The 14,652-nt window shown below is 57.2% G+C and carries 20 protein-coding genes; 9 read left to right on the forward strand and 11 right to left on the reverse strand.

All coding sequences use genetic code 11. The features are described 5' to 3' along the window. The first annotated feature begins 54 nt into the window (after positions 1-54). A complete protein-coding gene (locus tag AACY11_RS16995; RefSeq protein WP_339495389.1) occupies positions 55-1,179 on the forward strand; it encodes a site-specific integrase in 1,125 nt (374 codons plus the stop codon). 1 nt (position 1,180) lies between these two features. On the opposite strand, the gene AACY11_RS17000 is transcribed toward AACY11_RS16995, so the two are convergent. From AACY11_RS17000 to AACY11_RS17035, 8 genes are all read right to left on the reverse strand, one after another. Then, a complete protein-coding gene (locus AACY11_RS17000) occupies positions 1,181-1,456 on the reverse strand; it encodes a pyocin activator PrtN family protein (protein ID WP_025111104.1) in 276 nt (91 codons plus the stop codon). After that, positions 1,453-1,752, reverse strand: coding sequence for a hypothetical protein (locus tag AACY11_RS17005; protein WP_339495373.1), 300 nt, complete (start codon positions 1,750-1,752; stop codon positions 1,453-1,455). Before AACY11_RS17005 ends, AACY11_RS17000 begins: the two co-directional genes overlap by 4 nt. Before the next feature lie 66 nt (positions 1,753-1,818). Beyond that, positions 1,819-2,112 (reverse strand): hypothetical protein, encoded by a 294-nt coding sequence (locus AACY11_RS17010; protein ID WP_339495374.1) that lies wholly within the window; start codon positions 2,110-2,112, stop codon positions 1,819-1,821. A gap of 16 nt (positions 2,113-2,128) precedes the next feature. Continuing rightward, positions 2,129-4,924 (reverse strand): toprim domain-containing protein, encoded by a 2,796-nt coding sequence (locus AACY11_RS17015; protein ID WP_339495375.1) that lies wholly within the window; start codon positions 4,922-4,924, stop codon positions 2,129-2,131. Next, on the reverse strand, positions 4,921-5,160 hold the full coding sequence (locus AACY11_RS17020; protein WP_339495376.1) for a hypothetical protein: 240 nt from the start codon (positions 5,158-5,160) through the stop codon (positions 4,921-4,923). The genes AACY11_RS17015 and AACY11_RS17020 overlap by 4 nt, the downstream gene beginning before the upstream one ends. Positions 5,161-5,232: 72 nt before the next feature. Continuing rightward, entirely contained in the window at positions 5,233-5,598 is a 366-nt protein-coding gene (locus tag AACY11_RS17025) for a hypothetical protein (RefSeq protein WP_339495377.1), read from the reverse strand. After that, positions 5,598-6,074 carry a YmfL family putative regulatory protein gene (locus AACY11_RS17030; RefSeq protein ID WP_339495378.1) on the reverse strand — a complete coding sequence of 159 codons (477 nt, stop codon included), beginning with the start codon at positions 6,072-6,074 and terminating at the stop codon, positions 5,598-5,600. The genes AACY11_RS17025 and AACY11_RS17030 overlap by 1 nt, the downstream gene beginning before the upstream one ends. 29 nt (positions 6,075-6,103) lie before the next feature. Then, entirely contained in the window at positions 6,104-6,316 is a 213-nt protein-coding gene (locus AACY11_RS17035; protein WP_339495379.1) for a DNA-binding protein, read from the reverse strand. An 83-nt stretch (positions 6,317-6,399) separates the two neighbouring features. Here AACY11_RS17035 and AACY11_RS17040 point away from each other — a divergent pair, with 83 nt between their 5' ends. Together AACY11_RS17040 and AACY11_RS17045 are read left to right on the forward strand one after the other, a co-directional pair. Beyond that, on the forward strand, positions 6,400-6,750 hold the full coding sequence (locus AACY11_RS17040) for a helix-turn-helix domain-containing protein (RefSeq protein WP_339495380.1): 351 nt from the start codon (positions 6,400-6,402) through the stop codon (positions 6,748-6,750). Positions 6,751-6,851: 101 nt separating this feature from the next. Continuing rightward, complete coding sequence (locus AACY11_RS17045; RefSeq protein ID WP_339495381.1) at positions 6,852-7,037, forward strand: hypothetical protein; 186 nt, start codon at positions 6,852-6,854, stop codon at positions 7,035-7,037. A 67-nt stretch (positions 7,038-7,104) separates the two neighbouring features. Here AACY11_RS17045 and AACY11_RS17050 read toward each other — a convergent pair whose 3' ends face one another. The 3 genes from AACY11_RS17050 to AACY11_RS17060 are packed head-to-tail and all read right to left on the reverse strand — an operon-like array spanning position 7,105 to position 10,260. Continuing rightward, entirely contained in the window at positions 7,105-7,362 is a 258-nt protein-coding gene (locus AACY11_RS17050; RefSeq protein ID WP_081794887.1) for an ogr/Delta-like zinc finger family protein, read from the reverse strand. A gap of 56 nt (positions 7,363-7,418) precedes the next feature. Then, a complete protein-coding gene (locus tag AACY11_RS17055; protein ID WP_339495382.1) occupies positions 7,419-8,306 on the reverse strand; it encodes a phage portal protein in 888 nt (295 codons plus the stop codon). Continuing rightward, a complete protein-coding gene (locus tag AACY11_RS17060; RefSeq protein WP_339495383.1) occupies positions 8,218-10,260 on the reverse strand; it encodes a terminase large subunit domain-containing protein in 2,043 nt (680 codons plus the stop codon). The genes AACY11_RS17055 and AACY11_RS17060 overlap by 89 nt, the downstream gene beginning before the upstream one ends. Before the next feature lie 162 nt (positions 10,261-10,422). On the opposite strand from AACY11_RS17060, the gene AACY11_RS17065 reads away from it, so the two are divergent. The 6 genes from AACY11_RS17065 to AACY11_RS17090 all read left to right on the forward strand — a co-directional run. Next, the gene (locus tag AACY11_RS17065; RefSeq protein WP_339495384.1) at positions 10,423-11,346 is read left to right on the forward strand and encodes a GPO family capsid scaffolding protein; all 924 of its coding nucleotides are present in this window, start codon (positions 10,423-10,425) and stop codon (positions 11,344-11,346) included. Between the two features lies 1 nt (position 11,347). Next, positions 11,348-12,367, forward strand: a complete 1,020-nt coding sequence (locus AACY11_RS17070; protein WP_339464379.1) for a phage major capsid protein, P2 family — start codon at positions 11,348-11,350, stop codon at positions 12,365-12,367. After that, entirely contained in the window at positions 12,364-13,086 is a 723-nt protein-coding gene (gene gpM, locus AACY11_RS17075) for a phage terminase small subunit (RefSeq protein ID WP_339495385.1), read from the forward strand. The genes AACY11_RS17070 and gpM overlap by 4 nt, the downstream gene beginning before the upstream one ends. A gap of 98 nt (positions 13,087-13,184) precedes the next feature. Further along, positions 13,185-13,646, forward strand: a complete 462-nt coding sequence (locus AACY11_RS17080) for a head completion/stabilization protein (protein WP_339495386.1) — start codon at positions 13,185-13,187, stop codon at positions 13,644-13,646. Then, positions 13,643-14,092: a phage tail protein gene (locus AACY11_RS17085; RefSeq protein ID WP_339495387.1), complete on the forward strand. Its 450-nt coding sequence runs from the start codon at positions 13,643-13,645 to the stop codon at positions 14,090-14,092. The genes AACY11_RS17080 and AACY11_RS17085 overlap by 4 nt, the downstream gene beginning before the upstream one ends. Next, positions 14,082-14,652: virion morphogenesis protein (locus AACY11_RS17090; RefSeq protein ID WP_339495388.1), on the forward strand; the 571-nt coding region annotated here is incomplete at its 3' end. The genes AACY11_RS17085 and AACY11_RS17090, both read left to right, overlap by 11 nt.

The following is a 14,652-nucleotide window of genomic DNA, read 5'->3' on the forward strand; positions in this document are numbered from 1 at the left end:
CTGAGGTCGGTTGGTACAATGTACCAATCACTTTTCCAATTGTACCAGTTGACGATGGCCACGATCAGAGCACGGAAACGCACCGACGGCAGCACCAGTTACACGGCACAGATACGCCTGTTTCGCGATGGGGCGCAAGTTTACCAAGAGAGTCAGACCTTCGCCCGAAAACAGGCCGCACAGGCTTGGGTGCGTAAAAGAGAAACCGAACTGGACGAACCAGGTGCGATCGAGCGGGCGAACCGACCTGGTGCGACGATCAAGGAAATGATCGATCGCTACTTGGCCGAAATGACCAAGGCGCGTCCTCTCGGGAAAACTAAGCTCGGCACGTTGAAGGCGATCAGCGAGTCCTACCTGGGAAAGTTGAACGACAGAGATATAAGCAGTCAGCACTTGGTCGAGTATGCATTATGGCGCATGGGCAAGGAGGGTGGGGGCGTTCAGCCTCAGACCGCAGGCAACGATCTCGCACACCTGGGCGCTGTTCTCTCAATCGCTCGCCCCGCTTGGGGTTATGAGGTGGATCCGCATGCAATGGTGGACGCCCGCCGAGTATTAAAAAAGCTCGGTTACAACATGAAAAGCCGCGAACGCGATCGCCGGCCAACCCTGGACGAACTCGACAAACTGCTTACGCACTTCCGGAGTATCCAAAACCGTCGACCAACGTCTATCAACATGCTTAAGCTGACTGGCTTCGCGTTGTTTTCTACGCGTAGGCAAGAAGAGATTACTCGGATCCTGTGGGATGACTTGGACGAAGCTGGCCAGCGGGTGCTGGTTCGCGACATGAAGAATCCTGGCCAGAAGATCGGTAACGACGTCTGGTGTCATTTGCCGCCAGAAGCATGGGCGATACTTCAGACCATGCCTAAAGTGTTGCCTGAGATTTTTCCTTACAGCGCGGAGTCCGTGTCGACGTCCTGGACAAGGGCCTGCAAATTCCTTGGCATTGAAGATCTGCACTTTCACGATCTGCGCCACGAAGGCGTCAGTCGTCTTTTTGAAATGGATTGGGATATTCCGCGAGTAGCGAGCGTGTCGGGACATCGAGACTGGAATTCAATGCGCCGTTATACCCACTTGCGCGGGCGAGGGGATGTTTATGCAACTTGGGAGTGGTTCGAGTGCATCCTGCAGGCGCCCGTAAAGCTGGGCGCCAAAACGTTAAAGTGAATTAGCTGCTACGCGGCGCGCTATTCAGTTGGTTGCTTTCCTTGACTGCTGCAGCGCGCTGTTCGTCCAGGTAAGCCGACAGATCTGCAATATGAACACCTTTCGCACTTTTCTGGCTCGGCTCCATGCGAGTAATCGGGAGCTTTATCTGCCCGGCACCCACTTTGCGTTGAAACATATCCGTTGTCAGGTGCGTGAAATAATCCTGGCACACTCGATCCAGCGGAATGACCACTTGGCCGTTGTATTGAGCCATCAGTACAAACAAAGTTTTCATATTGTTGTTCCTTCGAGTGAGTGAGTTTTATCGGTTGGGTTTAGGTTGGCTGTTGAGTTGCCAGCCAGCAGTTGAGCGACAACTGCGAACTCTGCCGCGTCAATGTCGCCCAGCTCCTTGGCGAAAGTGGTGAGGCATTCAAGGCGGATCCGTGCGATTTCAGTTTTCTGAACCCGGTAATCAAACAGAGCTGTGCCAACAATCCGAATAGCCATCAGATGACGGGCGGATTCGGTTTCAGCGCCGGGCAGTGTGTTAGCCTTTACCTCGCTGCTTCTTTGGTGCTTTGCTTTCATGGTGTTGCCCTCAGTGGTGGTTGATGTCGGGGAGCTGCAACTCCTCGACATCGCTTCTTTTTTCTGTCAGTCCCGACGCGCCAAGTGGATTACCAAGTCGGCGTAATCTGGGTCATCCTCAGTGCAGGATTGCCATTCCAATACCCTTAGAATCTGTTGCCGGCTGCAGTCTTCGACTAGGATTTCGCGTTGGCCACCGGCGGCCCGGACTTCCAGAATTTGCAGCAGGCCTTCCTCGCCATAAGCACCGGCCTGAATCAACGGCTGGCTTTTTCCCAACACTGTCAGGTGATCAAAGGTCTCCTGCAGCTTGCTCGTATTGCCGTCGCCGGCGTTGCCCAAAAAGACTTGGATTTGCATCGGTGTAGCCTCCTTTTTACGCTTTGAAGATCCAGCACTTGACCGTCGTCGGGCGGCCCTGAGCCAGTGGGGTTTTTGCGTTCAACGCCGCACGTACTGCGCTGTGGACGGCCTTATTGGCCTCCAGGAATTTGTGCGAACGGGACTCTTTGAGCAGGTCGCGCAGGGTGGCCACGTCGGCCAGCTTCTGTTTGTGTTCGGCGGCGCGTTCGCAGAATTCGTTGAGGTTGATGGCGATCACGGTCGGATCACTGCTGTGGTCGACCACCGGATCTTCACTCAGGGATTCGAGGTAGTCGTAAACTTCCCAAAACTCGGCCACGGCCGGGTGGTCGGAGCTGACCGAGGCCTGGCGCTCGATCGCCATGCGCACGATTTGGCGCTGGGTGGCAGCTATCTGAGGTTCGCTCAGGTTCAGGATCAATCGAAGCGCATCGAGCAGCGCGAGCAACTGCGCGTGGTTCTTGCTGATTCGCTCGACTCGCAAATATCCCCTCAGATCCGAGCCGCAGTTGCGACAGTTGCCGTGTTCGCTCTGAAACGCGGAACTGCAATCGAAGCAATGTGTATGCAGTCGGCGTAGCTTGGCTTCATGTTCGGGCATGCGTTGGGCGAACAGCTCGAGCACGGCCGACTCCTTGCCGACCGCTCGAATTAGGAAATGGCTCAGGGTGCTGCCGTCCAGCACGTTCAACTTGTCCGCTGCAGCGCGGCTTTGCGGAGTGACGGTTGGGCGTACAAAGTGCAGTTTGACGATGCGCGTCATGATCGCTTCGTGAGCGATCACGGCGGCGTTCTGGCTTATGGCGATCGTGCCGCGAAACGGCGGCTCGTAGGTTTCATTACCGGCAGTCTTTACACCCTTGGTAGCCAAGGTGCCGCCCCCGTAATAGTCTTTCAACTCGTCCCACTCGAAATTCTTGGCGTGAGATCGATCATCGCCGTGACGGTCGGCTTCCAGGAACACGACGGGCATACCCGACACTTGGCCCATCAGTCGAGAACGGCCAGCTTTGGTCGACTTCATCGGATCGAAGCCTTCATAACCCTCGCGGCCGAGCAGCTTCCAAAGCAGGTTCAGCAGGGTGGTTTTGCCGGCGCCGGCCTCGCCCGTCACCTCCAGAAACGGGAACGACTTGTAGCGATTACGAATCTGCTCACAGAACAGTGAGCCGAAAAAGAAGACCAAAGCCACCAAACCTTGGGCGCCGAAGCATGTCCACAGTAGTTGCAACCACTCTTCGTTGAAGTCTTTACCATCGCGCTGCAGCTTGATTGGAACGCCTTTCTGCAGTGTCTTCAGACGCAGTTTGCCGAATTCGAAATAGTCTTCGCTGTTGACCTTGTAGGTGTTGCCATCCTTGATGGCGATGTCGCCGTAGACATAACAGGCGTACTCCTTGCTGTAGCCCACATAGTCGATGGTCGACACGGTTTTGATGCCGAACAGTTGATCTTTCATAAGTTTTTCCAGTTGTTGACCACTCCCGGTGTACATGGCGCCAGCGGCCATACCGAGCAGTCGTTTTTTGAATTCGCTGGCAGCGGCGAGTTGTCCACTGGTGAAGGTGTTTTTCACGCTTTCAGAGTCGTGCGGGAAGTCAACGCGCACGTAGTACCAGGATTCATCCGTAATCTCATTGCGTTGGAAATACAGAGCTTGTGGGTAGCAGTTGGCGATTTCGACCACGCTGCCGGATTGCTGCAGCGCTTTTTCGCGTTGCTGTGATTGGTTTAAAAGCTGGTCGTCGTGGTTCTCGCTGTCTTCGATGTCCTGCATCGCCCGGTTGAATTTCTCCATGTCCAACTTGAACCAGTACAGGCGGCTGCCGAAACCTAGGTGAAATTCACCGCGCTTGTTCCAGTCGTACATCAGCAGCGCTTTTTCGGCGGCGCTCCCGGCCAGCAGCAGGGCGCCCTGGTGACGTGCTTGTTTCAGATCAGCCGCGATCTGGTCGACACGTTCATTTTCGTCTTCGATGAAACTCCAGCGTTGATGTAGGTCGTTCCAATCAGTCTTGCGGCCGTCACGCAGCGGTATCTGTGCTGCCTCGCAAACGAACCCCATGGCTCGCGCCTGCTTCGCCCAGCGTTTGGTGTAGGCGTGGGCGCCGGACTCGTTGTCGAGTGCCCAAACTAGCTTGGGCAGCTTTCCGTCGCGGTCACGGGCAAGCGCTCGCAGCGATTCCTCGGGGAAGGCATTCGAGGACATAGCCGACACCGCGACGATGTCGTTATGCACCAAGGCGATGGCGTCAAAGATGCCTTCGACAATCCAGACCTCTTTCGCTTCCAGCAGATCCACGCAGGGCGGGCACCACCAGACGCCGCGATAGCTGTCCTTCGATTTGAAACGGGCTTTCATCTTTCCAAAGCGGTGCGGGCGGTCTATCAGACGTTCCCACCAGCCGCCTTTCTCCAACGCGAAGCGCACGGTGGCGCTGCCGGCGTTGTGCTCAGGCGAGTAAAAGCTTTCCTGAGTAAACCAGCCCTGGATCTGCTCGATGCGAAAGCCCCGGGCAAATTCCAGGTAGGCGCGAGCGGTGGCGTTGGGGTGTTGGTCGGTCGCTGGCGCGCGCTTGCTCCAATCTTCAAACAGGTCGTCGTACAGCTCCTTTACATGCAACGTGTGAGCGCACTTTTCAGGTCGGCCGCAAATTACGAGCCATGGAGCCGAGAACCGTGTGTACAGGGTTTTCTGACGGCACTTAGGGCAGGTACCGCCGCGCATGTAGTCAGTGCTTGTCCGGTGCTTAAGCCCGTAATCGGTTTTAAGGCGCTCGATCACGTCGCTGCGCAGTTTCTCTTTCATGGATACTTCGCTTTCTTGAGGCAGTAGGAGAGGGCACCAATCAGGTGTTTCTGAGCGGCCATCACGGGACAGTTGGCGAGGATTGAGCCGTGGCGCAGTCCATCGGGAATCAGGCGGAATTGGTCTGCGTACCAAAGTTCGTTGAAGCTGAGACGGTACTGCTCGCGCAGGTTGGCCAAGAGCGCTTGAGCCTCTGCAGGCGTCAGTTTTGCGTTGATGATCAGGGCGTTTTCCATCGTCAAACCTCAATTTCGGGCGCAGCTCACCCAAACCCACGGCGGTGGGACAGGGGATTTATTGGTTGGCTATTACGAAGCGGTGATGCGGAAGCGCCCGTTATCGGGAGCTATGAGGATGCGTTCGTAGATCAGGCTGACGGGAATTGCCCAGGCGTTACCGGTGGCTGTATCGAAAATCACAGTGTGCGTTGAGGTGCTATTGACGATGTCCAGTCGCGTCCTATCGATCACCGCTGACATTTCACTGTTGGCCAAATGTACCAATCGCTCGGCGTGCTGCGTCGTGGCGTTGTAATCCGTCACGAGGTGCTGGACAGCACGTTTGAACAGTTGCTGGTCGTCGCCCAAGTGTTCGCACTGATGCCGTTCAATAAACGTGAAGGCCGCGACTTTGAGCAAGTCCTGATATTCCTGTACTACCGGTAAATTGCTCATTAGTTTTTCCCTGGTTTGGCGCGGTACAGATCGATAGCGGCCAGCACCTCAGCGTGACGGGCTGCCATGTGAAGGTTGTGAGCGGCGAGGATGTGTTCGGCTTCCTCTACGCTGATTGAACCGTCTTCCAGTGCTTGGGCGATCGCGTGGTCAACGCAGCCGCGCTTTGCTGATACCTGAACTGATCGGGCATACAACTCGATGTTGTCCAGCTTCTCCGGGTCGGCGACGGCTACGAACAAACCGCCATACATCTGCGCGACGTAGTTCGGAAAATGACTGGTGCCGCTGGCTTGTTCCAGCATGAAAACCTGAGCATCAGTCAGTGGACTGCAGCCCGCATTTTCATAGGCGTGGTTGTCGAATTTTTTGATTTTCATTCCTAGGCGAGCGGCAGCGCCTTCGCGTCCATCGGGAAAGCTGCGAATGATCTCGCGCATCGCTTCCTTGCGTGTACTTAGAACGGGGCTTTTCATCTTCTACTGTTCCCTGTTGGCCACTGCCGTTACTGTTCGATCACGCCGTCTTTGATACCAAGTAGTACGGCGGCGCGATGTGCCTCCCCTCTGCGACAATGGCTCTGTCCACTCAGCACCGCATAGACGGTGCTGGGGTTCAGTCCGTGCAGTTTCGCGAAGTCTTTCGCTGATTGACCTCGCTTCTCCAAGCCCTCCCTTGCTTGCTGGCGGGCTTGATCGTTGATGTTTGTGTTCGGCATAGTGCAATTCCATGCATTTTCATGTGTCGGGAATGCAGAATGATGCACATAAGTGCATTTGTAAACATCGGGAATGAAAAATTTTGCACGATTCTGAAAGCATCGGCTCGCGATTGCGGGAAGAGAGAAAGAAAAGCGGGCTGACTCAGGATCAGATTGCCGAGGTTCTTGGTATTTCGAAGCGCACCCAAGCTAACTATGAAGCTGGCAGCAGCGATGCCCCTGCCTGGTATCTCAGTAAGGTTATGCGTGAGCCAGGGTTTGACGTGCATTACATTTTGAGTGGCCAGCGTACGACAGCTACGGAAGCATCGCTGTCCGAAGTCGAGAATCTGCTTGTTACGCAATACAGAGCGATCACACCAGGTGATCAAGAAGCAATCCGGCGGTTTCTGAAAGCGATGGCGGATGACGCTGTTCGTCAGAAGAATTAACCCGTAACAAAGCCCATACGACATTAGTAGCCTCCTCGTTCTAAAGCCGGATCTAACCCCGTCAATGCTGATTCAGCCATGCACTTTATGGAGTAGTCAGCATGTTGGATCGCGTCAAAAAAGAACCTCTTTGCTTGAGCATTGCCGAATTCGAATGGCATAACCTGAGCAAAGCGGAACGCCGCCTTATTGCCCTATACCGGTCATTAAGCGAAAAGGAGCAAGGTCAGCTCCGTCGGCTTTCTGAGATTCTTGCCATCAATCCTGAAGACTCAGCCAATAGCTGATGCCTTGATCGCCTAATTCTGATTAGGTGTAACGATCGTCGGCATTCCGGTGTCGGCGATTTGCGCCTCACGCAACTGCCTGCGCTCCGAGCTGTTCGAATAGCTCCCGCTGTTTCGCCCTGGGCATTTCCCGGAGGCGGTCGAACAACAATCGATCGAAGGTTTGCGCTGATGGACTCAGCGTGTGGGAAAACGTCAAATGGGCTACCCATGTATGCCCGCACTGGACGTCTAGGCACTGGCAATAAAGCGTCACAAAATCCGGCGATTGCGGTTTGCTATCTCTGATTAATCCCTTGTTTCCACACTTGCATGTCACTCGCATATGTCCCTCCCCAGGGGCAACTGATCGCCACTATATTGCCACAAAGTTTAGTGGCTTTATCTTTGATTAGATCGTAATGCAGTGGTATCCACTGTATCCGGAGTATTTTTCCAGCTAAATCGCCTGTCTTCTCTGAGCGTTTCATTCAGTTGGTCGAAGAGCTGACAGATCGGTCGGATCTCGTTACTGGTGTACACGCGATCGATCTTCTCGATATCGCCGAAACCACCGGTGTTTTCCGGGATGATGCCGGCCAACGCTGGGTTCATTCGCCAGGCAGCGATGACATCGTTTCGGGTGATGTTCTTCACTTTCTCCAGCTCGTCTTTGGCTTGGAAGTCCCCCACGGGAATGATTTGGATCGCGTTTTCTTTGCCGTTAGGGATGTTGACGAACATTGAGCGGAAGTTGCCCACTCCCTTGCTTGCACTGATTTGGGCGCGCAGCTCGTCCTCGTCTTCCTCGGTTAGGTCGGGGTCGTTGGTGTAGAAGATGTAACCGGCGTGTGCGCCGTTGCTGTAGTAGCGGCGACGGAACAGGGTCGCCGCCTCATTGAGCAGCAGCGCCTGCAGGCCGCCCAAGTAGTCGGGGATCCCGTAAATATTCTGTTCCACGTCGTAGTCCAGGACGTGGGAGATCTCGTGCTGTTCGAACTCCATTTCCTTGTTGTCGGGCAGCAGCATCACGAAACCGCCGTCGACCTTAACCCGCATGTTTATGGCCGGGAGGTGCTGTAGCTCCAGCACCTGGCCGAATGCATTGGTGTCGTTGTAGAAATACGCTTCGCCAAACACCATGTAATCCAGCCCGGCGCGCCCCATCGTTTCAGTGCTGCAGCCTGCCGAGGGGATGAACTCACGCAGCAGCAGGTTGCGTTTGAACTTCGGAATGGCGCCGTGGTGTGCGTTGGCGCGCAGCAGCTTGGCCAGACCAGCCCGCGACACCGGAGGTTTGTAGATCTTGCCGTCGTCGCTTGGAAATACTCCTACGTACTCGCCTATGTTGCCGGACAGCACTTGTTCCGGCTCCCCGAACGTAAACGAGCGCATTGGCTGTTGCGGTGGTTGGGCTACGTGTTGCTTTCTGCGTTTGCGGTTGGCCATGGCTGGTTTGGTTACTCGTGACGTAGCGGCTACGACGCCGCTTGTTGGTGTTCAAAGGTTCGTTGGCCAGGGCGTGCATCACAGCCCAGGCAATGTCTGCGTGGCCGGTGGCTTCGGTGCGCGAAGCGCTGTAGGTGATCTGGCCGCTGTTGGTGGCGCCGCGCTTGATGGTCAGGAATGCCTGGGCAATATCCGTCCAGCCGGCGTCCCATTCGATGCGGCTGCCTTGGATTGTGTCCTGGGCTTTGAGTACCAAGGCGTTTTTCGCCTCAAGGCTGTAGTGAATGGGCGTCGCTTTGGCGTAGAAGTCGCGCACGAGGTCGAACACGCCGTACCCCACGCCGGTGATGTCGATGCCGATGTGCTGGACGTTGAAACGCTCGGTCAGTTTCTTAACCTGTGCGGCTTGGTAGGTGAACGAGTGGCCACGCCAGCTGTGCTTCTCCAAGATCCGGAACTTCGCGCCGGGTTCGAGTGGCGGCGCAATGACCACACAGGTGGCGTCGTCACGGGTGCGGCTTGGGTCGTAGCCCAGCCAGACCGGGCTGTTGCCGAACGGTCGATCTAGATCAGGGTTGTAGTCCTCCCATAGCGACAGATCCGAATAGCAGCGCTCCAGATCTTTGAGGCTGAATGCGCTTTGGGTGCTGTCGATGAACTTGCAGTAGAACAACTGCTGAAACTTGTCTTCGTCGTACTCCAGCTGCAGCTGTTCCATGTCGAACAGATCGCAGCCGCCGGCGATTGCATCGTCCAGGGTGATCGTCTTGCGCCACTGGCCATCCGGACATAGCGCGCCCTGCGTGTAGGCCGCTTCGCTGGGCCAAACACCGCCGGCTTTCTTACCGCGCTTGCTGTTGCGGAATTCCTCGCCTGACCAGAACGGGTACGCCTGGTGCGAAACCGCGCTGGGCGTCGAGAAATAGGTTTTGCGCCACTTCTTGTGTGTGCCCATGGCGCTGGCCACGGTGCTGAGTTTTTCGAAGTCACGGATCCAGAAATATTCGTCCACGTAGACGTGGCCGTGGTAGCCCTGGGCAGTGCTGCTGTTGGTGCTGAGAAAGCGCAGTTCGGCGCCGTTGCTGAGCGTGATCGGGTTGCCCGTAAGCTCGATGCCAAACCATTGCTGGGCGAACTGGATGATGTAACTGCGGAAGATCTCGGACTGCGATCGGCTGGCAGACAGAAACACCTGGTTGTCGCCGCTCAGCACGGCGTCCATGAACGCTTCGCCGGCGAAGTAGTAGGTCAGACCTACTTGTCGGCTTTTGAGGATGTTCCGGACGCGGCGTGTCAGCGGGTTCTGTTTCGCCTCGAACAGCTCTTTCTGATAGCCGTACATCTTCGAGATGAATTTATCGAGAAAGTCGACTTCGGTCAGGCCGCTGATGTCGTTCTTCGCCTTCTTTTCGCGCTTCTTGCCACCACCTTCGCCACGTTCACGGCGTTGGCCAGGTTGCCGTTCGCGAGGCTCGTCCGGACGATCTGACGGTGGCGCCGGCGCAGGTTTCGCAGCCAGCTTTTTCAGACGCTCAAGCAGGCTTGTCAGCCGCTCCAGTTCGTCCAGTTCGGCTTTCGTCAGCGGATCGATCTTCTCCAGGATCAGGGTGATTCGCCGGTTGACCGCGCTCAACGGTTCTTCATCCGTGAGCATTTCGTCCCAGCCGCCTTGGCGGATCCAGTAGTAGACGATGCGAATGTTGGGTAGCTTCAAATGCGCCTGGATTTCCTTCACCGAACAGCGGCGCAGGTAGAGGCGTTTTGCGGCTTCTTTGACTTCGGTCGGGTAGTTCATGGGCCGCAGTCTAAGCGGCGAAAACGCCGGAAACGCGGGCTGAAATGCGGCGCTAGTCGTAGAGTTTTCTTCTACGAATCGAGCCGAAGCAAAGCGTTTGTTTGAGGGATTTCGGCTCTCTATCGTGGCGGCTCATTCAACGATTGAGCGCAGTTACCACTCATGCCCCGTTCCCTTGTCTCCTACTGGAAACGTGTTGCCACCAGCGGCCCGACCGTCGATGGCCGCGAGATCCTTCCCCAGGAACTGCGTGACATCGCCGAAACGTACACACCTACGTTGTACACCGCTGTTATCTGGTGCGAGCACGAACGCTGGTTTGGATCTCACGGGACGGTTTTTGCTGTGCGCCTGGTCGAGGAGGGCGACGATCTGGAGCCTGGCCAAGTCGCCCTTGAAGCGCAACTGAAGCCAAACGACAAGCTGCTGCGCCTGAACGACGCCGGCGAAAAGCTGTTCACCAGCATTGAGATCAGACCGAATTTCCGGGGGCGTGGCAAAGCCTACTTGACCGGTATCGCGGTCACCGACGAACCCGCCAGCGTCGGCACGCAAGAACTCTATTTCTCCAGCCGTACCAGCCGTGATGCGTACTACGCCGCCTCCCAAGAACTCGGCCCCCTGCGCGAAACCGAAGCGCAGGGCGAGATCGGGCGCCTTGCCAGCATGTTCACCCGCTTGTTCAAGCGTTTCGGTATTGACGAATCGTCCACCGAAACCACTCCGCAAACCCCAACCGAGAGCAAACCCCCAATGGATGAAGCTACCGCAACGGCTTTGAAAGCCCTGCTGGCCCAGCTGCTGGTCGTCGCTGCCGGCATTCAGGCCGTGATCGAGCCTGCTGCCGAAGACGCACCGGAACCTGATCAAGCCCCGATCGATGACGTAAGCGCTGCAGTTGACGATATCGTCACGACGGCTGAAGAAGAGCGCGAATTCAAGCGTAGCGGCGGCGGTAATAAAGCGGTGCTGGCTGCGCTGAACAGTCTGCAAAAGCAGTTCACGACGCTGCAGAACACCAGCACCGGCCGTCAGTTGCCGCGCTCCACCGGCGCAGCTGACAAAGCCAAAGCGCGGGTACTCTGACATGGCCCGCTCCCTGAGCGCCTACGGCGCCAAGATGTATGCAGCCATGCAACTGGCCATGGCCGAAACCTACGGCGTCGAGCTGTCCAGCAAGATGTTCAGCGTTGAGCCGTCCATCACCCAGGAACTGAACGACGCCATCACCGCCAAGTCGGACTTCCTTTCCCGCATCAACGTCATCGGCGTGAGCGAGATCAAGGGCGAGAAGGTGTTCATTGGCGTGTCTGGCCCCGTCACCGGACGCACCAACACCAAGACCACCGACCGCGAAGCGAAAGACGCTTCCGAGCTGGAAAACACCACCTACGAACTCTCGTCCACCGAGTCCGATGTAGGTCTTCCGTACGCCAAAATCGACGCCTGGGCGAAGTTTCCGGACTTCCACCAACGCTATTCCGCTGCCGTGCAGAAACAGATCGCCCTTGATCGCATCATGGTTGGTTTCCACGGCTTGAAAGCGGCTGCACAGACCGATATCGCTGCCTATCCGATGCTGCAGGACGTGAACAAAGGCTGGTTGCAGCAACTGCGCGAGCAGGCTCCGCAACAGGTACTCAAAGAAGGCAAGGAAGCGGGCAAGGTGACCTTGGGCCCGGATGGCGACTACGCCAACCTTGACGCCCTGGTGCATGACACCAAGCAGATGGTGGACGAACGTCTGCGTGATGGCGGCGACCTGATCGCGATTATCGGTACTGACCTGCTGGCGGCTGATAAGGCGAAGCTGTATGCCAAGCAGGGCGACACACCGACCGAGAAAGAGCGTATCGAGGATGCTCAGGTGATCGCCACCTACGGTGGCCTGCCGAGCTTTAGCGTGCCGTTCTTCCCGGTCAACGGGGTGCTGGTCACCAGTTGGGACAATCTGTCGATTTACTTCCAGGATTCGAGCTGGCGCAAGCAAACCGTCGATAACCCGAAACGCTCCCGCGTTGAAGATTACAACAGCCGCAACGAAGGCTACGTGATCGAGCAGATGGAAAAGATCGCGTTTACGGAAAACGTCGAGTTGGCCGCATGAGCCTGGCCCTTGCACACAAGCGCCGCACTTTGGCTCAGGGAACTGCTGCATTGATCGCTGCAGCAGCCGCACCGCTGGCGTATTCGCCGGCGGAAGCCCTGAGCAGTCCGGCCAACGCGAAAAAGCACTTGCTGCTGATGGAAGCCTCGCTGGATCAGGATCTGCAGCGCCTGAGCAACATCAAGGGACTCGCTGGGCGTCAGGCACTCAAGCGCGAGGAGCTGCTGCCCAAGTACCAGAACTTTATCCAGCGCTACATGGAGTCGGGTTTGGTGATGCCGAACCGCGTCCTGGTGCAGGTGATGGTCTGGCTGTTCGACACCGAGCAGTTTGAAGACGGTCTGGAACTGGCTGACTTTGCGATCGAGCAAGGCCAAGAGATGCCTGAGCGCTTCAAGCGCCGCGATGTGCAGACCTTTGTCGCGGATGCCGTGATCGATTGGGCTTACGCCCAATACAACGCCCAGCGCAGTCCGGAGCCATATCTCTCCGATCTGCTGCCGCGTGTCGATGGTGAATGGGAGCTGACCGAACAGATCCCGAGCAAGTACCACAAGCTGATCGGTATGCGCGCCATGGAAGCCGAGCAGTGGGAAACCGCACTCAAGCATCTGGAACGTTCGACTGAGCTGTACGCGAAGGCCGGCAACGAAACCCGAATCCAGAAGTGCCGCAAGGCGATCGCCAAACAAATACCCGCCGTCACCGGCGCCCAATAACCGACTACCCCCCCCAGCGGGGAACTGTGGACGTGTGTCTGCCATTCATGGCCAGCCCCACGAAAAACAGTCTCCCCGCCCTATTTGAGCGGCCAGCAATGAGCTTTTCCGGGAACCCCACCACCTTTGTGGAACAGGCGATTGAGAACGACGGCTTCTGGCCGAACCTCTCCGTGTCCGAGTTCCAGAAGGGTTACCGCCTGCCGGCGGAGTACCTGGTCGAGATGCTGGTCACCGATTTGAACACCGCGATGATTGAGGTCAACCGCGACCTGGCCAAGCGTAAAAGCCAGTGGCAGAACGTCGGTGTCACCACAGTGGAATCTGCGGACACCACGGTGCTACCTGAGCGCACATTTCACGCAGCGACGTACAAGCGCGCCGTGTATTGCCGCGCCAAGGCCAGCTTGCTCACCCAGTTCGCGACCGTGAACCGTCGCGAAAGCGCTGAAAACATCGGCAAGGAATTGCCCGAGCGCGGCGAAACCTTTTTGGCGTTCAGCCAGCAGGCCGTCCGGGTGCTGCAAGGCCGTGGCCGCGTCACGGCGGTGTTGCTGTGATCAAGCTGCAAGGTCTAACCGCGTACCTGCGCGAACGCCGCCTAGTCCAGCCTGAACAGCTCGACAGTTTCACCGAGCAGGTGAAGCTCTCGCTGATCTGGAAACCCGACGTCGCCGGCATGCACTTTGCCGACATGCACTATCGCGCCGCGATCATCCTGGAGCGATTCGCTGACCATCCTGCGCGGCTGATGGCGCTTGTGGGCAGTTGGCTGGAGAACCACGACACCGATCGCGATCAGCACGAATTACCGGCGCCGGAGTTCGCGGTTGAGCCGTTGGACAACGACCTGTTCGACGTGGAAATCACCTTGGAATTCGTCGAGCCGCAATATCTGGCCGAAGAGCCGGGCGGTGAGATCGAGGCCTTCGGCAAACGCTGGGCGTTCCTCCCGTTTGACCTCTGGGTTGCCGAGCGCGGCGAGGTGGCCAGCGGTGAGCGCTAATGCGTGCGACCTCGATGTTAGGGGGCTACTCAACGTCGACGCTCAACTGGCGCTGCTGGAGCTGCCGCCCAAGCTGCGCCGGCGCCTGCTGAACAACGTGACCAAGCGCGTGCGCTCAATGAGTCGCAAGCGTCAACGCGCTCAGCAGAACGTCGACGGCTCGCCGTTCGCCGAACGCAAGGGATCGGCCAAGGGCAAGAAAAAGATGGAAGCCGGTCTGGCCAAGCTGCTGCAAGTCACGCGGGTCAGTGCCGACGAGGCCGAACTGGGCTGGAAAAACGCCCTGACTCGCTGGGTCGCCACGCAGCAACACAACGGCGTTACTGAGCGGCGCACTGCTGCACAGATGAAGCGCTGGAACGCCGTTGCGCCGGGTATCGCCTGCACGGAAAAACAGGCGAAACGCCTGCGCCGTCTGGGATTCAGCGTTCGCCAGAAGGGCAAAAAGAAGCCGGCGCGGCCGTCCGTGGCGTGGATTCAACAGCATGTGAACTACGCCAAGGCCGGTCTGCTGATCCGCATTTTGAATGGCGAGAAAACCGAGACCTCCGGCGCGCAAA

Origin of the sequence: Pseudomonas sp. RA_105y_Pfl2_P56 (assembly GCF_963970845.1) — a bacterium.
Taxonomy (GTDB): domain Bacteria; phylum Pseudomonadota; class Gammaproteobacteria; order Pseudomonadales; family Pseudomonadaceae; genus Aquipseudomonas; species Aquipseudomonas baetica_A.